Source organism: Nocardia neocaledoniensis (genome assembly GCF_029868625.1).
In the GTDB taxonomy this organism is placed as follows: domain Bacteria; phylum Actinomycetota; class Actinomycetes; order Mycobacteriales; family Mycobacteriaceae; genus Nocardia; species Nocardia neocaledoniensis_A.
This window is the reverse complement of the sequence record NZ_JARWOJ010000015.1, coordinates 1-3,655: the sequence shown is the minus strand read 5'-3', so window position 1 is coordinate 3,655 and position 3,655 is coordinate 1. Positions and strand designations below refer to the sequence as shown.

General features: G+C 69.8%; 3 protein-coding genes. 2 read left to right on the top strand and 1 reads right to left on the bottom strand.

Annotated elements, in window-relative coordinates:
• Nucleotides 1–95 precede the first annotated feature (95 nt).
• On the bottom strand, nucleotides 96–1,913 hold the full coding sequence (aspS, locus tag QH270_RS00295) for an aspartate--tRNA ligase (RefSeq protein ID WP_280338333.1): 1,818 nt from the start codon (nucleotides 1,911–1,913) through the stop codon (nucleotides 96–98).
• Between the two features lie 198 nt (nucleotides 1,914–2,111).
• Between aspS and ypfJ the strand changes: the two genes are divergently transcribed.
• Nucleotides 2,112–3,041, top strand: a complete 930-nt coding sequence (gene ypfJ, locus QH270_RS00290; protein WP_280338332.1) for a KPN_02809 family neutral zinc metallopeptidase — start codon at nucleotides 2,112–2,114, stop codon at nucleotides 3,039–3,041.
• A gap of 47 nt (nucleotides 3,042–3,088) precedes the next feature.
• A complete protein-coding gene (locus tag QH270_RS00285; protein ID WP_280338331.1) occupies nucleotides 3,089–3,586 on the top strand; it encodes a hypothetical protein in 498 nt (165 codons plus the stop codon).
• The last annotated feature ends 69 nt before the right edge of the window (nucleotides 3,587–3,655 follow it).

Genomic DNA, 3,655 nt, shown 5'->3' with positions numbered 1-3,655 from the left:
ATCACACGCAGGTGGAGCACAGGGTGGCCCTTCCGGTCGGCACCGCGGGGCGGCGCGTGAACAGACCAGAAGGTACCGGGTCCCCTGTGTACGCGCTATTTCTCCGCGGCAACGGCTTTCGCCGCGTCGGCCGCGGGCTTGGTCTCGCCCTTGGCTTCGGGCTTGGCGTCGATGCCAGCTTCCTTGCGCTGCTGCGCGGTGATCGGCGCGGGCGCCTCGGTGAGCGGGTCGACGCCGCCGCCCGTCTTCGGGAAGGCGATCACCTCGCGGATCGAGTCCTCGCCGGCCAGCAGCGCGGTGATGCGGTCCCAGCCGAAGGCGATGCCGCCCATGGGCGGGGCGCCGTAGGAGAAGGCGTCGAGCAGGAAGCCGAACTTCTCCTGGGCCTCGTCGTGGTCGATGCCCATCACCTTGAACACGCGTTCCTGCACGTCACGGCGGTGGATACGGATGGAACCGCCGCCGATCTCGTTGCCGTTGCAGACGATGTCGTAGGCGTAGGCCAGCGCCGAACCCGGGTCGGTGTCGAAGGTGTCGATCGACTCCGGCTTGGGCGAGGTGAACGCGTGGTGCACCGCGGTCCAGGCCGAGTAGCCCAGGGCCACGTCGCCGCTGGCGGTGGCGTCGGCGGTGGGCTCGAACATCGGGGCGTCGACGATCCAGACGAAGGCCCAGGCGTTCGGGTCGATGAGGTCGCACTTGCGGGCGATCTCGCCGCGCGCGGCGCCGAGCAGCGCGCGGCTGGACTTGGTCGCGCCCGCGGCGAAGAACACGCAGTCGCCCGGTACCGCGCCGACGTGCTTGGCCAGGCCCTCCCGCTCGGCGTCGGACAGGTTCTTGGCGACCGGGCCGCCCAGGGTGCCGTCCTCGTTGATCAGGATGTAGGCGAGCCCCTTGGCGCCGCGCTGCTTGGCCCAGTCCTGCCAGGCGTCGAGCTGGCGCCGCGGCTGGCTCGCGCCACCCGGCATGACGACCGCGCCCACGTACTCGGACTGGAACACCCGGAACGGGGTGTCCTTGAAGTAGTCGGCGCACTCGGTGATCTCGATGCCGAAGCGCAGGTCGGGCTTGTCCGAACCGAAGCGGCGCATGGCCTCGGCGTAGGTCATGTGCGGGATCGGCGTGGTGATGTCGTGGCCGACCAGCTTCCACAGCGCGACCAGGATGTCCTCGGCCAGCAGGATCACGTCGTCCTGGCGCACGAAGCTCATCTCGATGTCGAGCTGGGTGAACTCCGGCTGCCGGTCGGCGCGGAAGTCCTCGTCGCGGTAGCAGCGCGCGATCTGGTAGTAGCGCTCGATGCCGCCGACCATCAGCAGCTGCTTGAACAGCTGCGGGCTCTGCGGCAGGGCGTAGAAGCTGCCCGGCTGCAGGCGGGCGGGGACCAGGAAGTCGCGGGCGCCCTCGGGGGTCGAGCGCGTCAGCGTCGGGGTCTCGACCTCGATGAACTCGTGGCGGCCCAGCACCTCGCGAGCGGCGGCGTTGACCTTGGACCGCAGCCGGATCGCGTGGCCGGGGCCCTCGCGGCGCAGGTCGAGGTAGCGGTACTTGAGGCGGGCCTCGTCGCCGGGGGTCTCGTCGAGCTGGAACGGCAGCGGAGCGCTCTCGTTGAGCACGATCAGCTCCGAGGCGTTCACCTCGATCTGACCGGTCGGCAGCTCCGGGTTCTCGTTGCCGTCGGGACGCTGCTCCACCACACCGGTGACCTGCACACAGAATTCCGCGCGGAGCTTGTGGGCCTGTTCGGCCGCCTCGCCCTCACGGAAGACCACCTGCGCGACGCCGGACGCGTCGCGCAGATCGATGAAGGTCACGCCACCGTGGTCACGACGCCGGGCCACCCAGCCGGTGAGGGTGACGGTCTGACCGGCGTGCTCGCTTCGCAGCGAACCAGCCAAGTGGGTGCGCAGCACGGTATTCCTTTCGACGACTTGTCGCACCGGCGGAGACGACCAGGTGCACTGCCATCGTAGTGAGACACGATCCCCGAGTGGAAACCGATATCGCGGTGGCCGTGTCAAGCTTGTGACGCATGCCCGCCGTCAGTCGCGTCCGGGGCGGTGAATCATGCTGCAGGACAGCTGGTCAACCTAGCGAAGGCGAGTACGGCGATGACCTTCAACGAAGGTATGCAGATCGATCCAGGCCGGGCCTCCTCCGGCGGCGGCCCGGGGATGGGCGGCAAGCTCGCGCTGGGCGGCGGCGCGGGCGGCTTGATCCTGGTCGTGCTCACCCTGCTCCTCGGCGGCGATCCGGGCTCGGTCCTCGGCAGCTTCACCGGCGCGCAGAACGAGCAGCAGGCGGGGCAGCCGGGTACCGCGGGCACGCCGGCGCACTGCAAGACCGGCGCCGACGCGAACAAGTACGTCGACTGCCGGGTGGTGCTCACCGCGCAGAGCCTGGACGCGGTGTGGTCGCAGGAGCTGCCGAAGCAGACGGGCAAGCGCTATGTCGAACCGAAGCTGGTGCTGTTCTCCGGCGCGGTCGCGACCGGCTGCGGCAACGCCACCAGCGATGTCGGCCCGTTCTACTGCCCCGCCGACCAGACCGCCTACTTCGACACCAGCTTCTTCCAGGAACTCACCGACCGCTTCGGCGCGAGCGCGGGACCGCTGGCACAGGAATACGTGGTGGCGCACGAGGTCGGTCACCACATCCAGAACCAGCTCGGCGACATCGGCCGCGCCCAGCGTGACCCCAAGGGCGCCGAATCCGGCGCGGTGCGCACCGAACTGCAGGCCGACTGCTATGCCGGGATCTGGGCGTACTACGCCGACAAGCAGAACGCGCCCGGCGGCAGCCAGCCGTTCCTGAAGCCGCTGTCCGACACCGACATCCGCGACGCGCTCTCGGCCGCCAACGCGGTCGGCGACGACCGCATCCAGCGCGCGGCCGGGCGCAGCGTGAATCCCGAGTCGTGGACCCACGGTTCGTCCGAGCAGCGCCAGAAGTGGTTCCTCGCCGGCTACAAGACCGGGTCGGTGAAGGCGTGCGACACCTATTCCGCAGGTGACCTGAACAACCCGCCCGGGCTACGCTGACCCCCGAACGCGACGCCGTCGCACCGACTTTCGATCGAGGGGAACCCATGCGCCTGACCATGACCGGATTGCTCGTCTGCGCTCTCGCCCTGCCCGGCGTGAGCGCCGTCGCCCATGCCGATCCGGCGCCGCTACCCCTGATCAGCGTCACCACGATCCCCGACGGCTGGTCCCAGCGCACCGATCTCCGACCGGTCCTGCAGGTGTTCCCCGACGGCAAGGCGGTGCATTCCCCGGACGCGGTGAGCAAGGACCGCAAGCCCGAGACCGCGGCCAAGCAGGTGTCGGGCACCGTCCCCGCCGACGTGCTCTCGGCCGCGCGCGCGGAGATCGAGGCGCTCGAGGAGGTCGACTTCGGCATCCCCGCCGGCGAGGGCAAGGGCACCCAGATCATCGACCTGATGCCGGAGGACGCCGAGGGCGAGGCGCACCTGGTCGTCTACTCCCCCGATTCCACCGACGGCCTCGACCCCGACCAGCTGGCGGCGCGCAAGCGCTTCGCCGACCTCACCAAGAAGCTGGTGGACGCCTTCAAGAAGAGCTGACCGTACAGCGACGCCGCCCCGGGAACCGTGTGGTTACCAGGGCGGCGCCGTGTTCGCTCAGAACCGGTC

Excerpts from the sequence above, each read along its gene's own strand:
- ypfJ (WP_280338332.1), top strand. The coding sequence starts at position 2,112 with ATGACCTTCAACGAAGGTATGCAGATCGATCCAGGCCGGGCCTCCTCC.
- QH270_RS00285 (WP_280338331.1), top strand. The coding sequence starts at position 3,089 with ATGCGCCTGACCATGACCGGATTGCTCGTCTGCGCTCTCGCCCTGCCC.